This window comes from Neisseria sp. P0021.S005 (genome assembly GCF_051956955.1).
Window position 1 is genome coordinate 1 of the sequence record NZ_JBQCWY010000871.1, and the last position, 593, is coordinate 593.

Here is a 593-nt window from a genome sequence, read left to right on the forward strand (position 1 = left end):
AGTTATTAGAATGTTTTAATGTTTCTAATAGACTAATTAAATCTTCCTCTATCCATTCTTGTAAATTTTTTCTATCTTTATCATCACAACCTCCATGTATAGTTACTATGAAGTCTAAGATAGGATCTAAAGCAAAACTTGGTTCAACCATAAAATTTAGCGTAAAAGGTTCTTTCACTATTTCATCTAATTTTTCAATAATTCTTTTTAAACTCAATCCAATCACTTCGTTGTTTTTCTTATGCTCCAATCCGATCCCAATAAATGATAAACTTTCCTCTATTGACTTTGGAGATCTTTTAAGCAAGCATAGTGCTCCCCCACTCATCCCTTTAAATGAATATCCTTTAGATTTATATCCTTCTTTATTATATTTAACATCATTTAAATCCTTATATCCAATGATTTTTCCATTTATTGCAGGATTAAACGACTCCAAAAATTCAATTTTTGCTAATAAAGTTTTAGCAGTAGTTATTAAATTACCATTTAAACTAGCCGCAATCTCTTTTTCAGGATCTTTTTTATAAAAATTCTTAGTTTTCGCTGAAGGAAATCCGCTCCATAAAAAGAATTCTTGCTCATATAAAGAA

The 593-nt window shown here is 28.5% G+C and carries 1 protein-coding gene; it reads right to left on the reverse strand.

The window, feature by feature from the left end:
• Window positions 1-593 (reverse strand): hypothetical protein (locus tag ACTHUE_RS19885; RefSeq protein WP_440424266.1); only part of this gene is annotated, 593 nt, incomplete at both ends.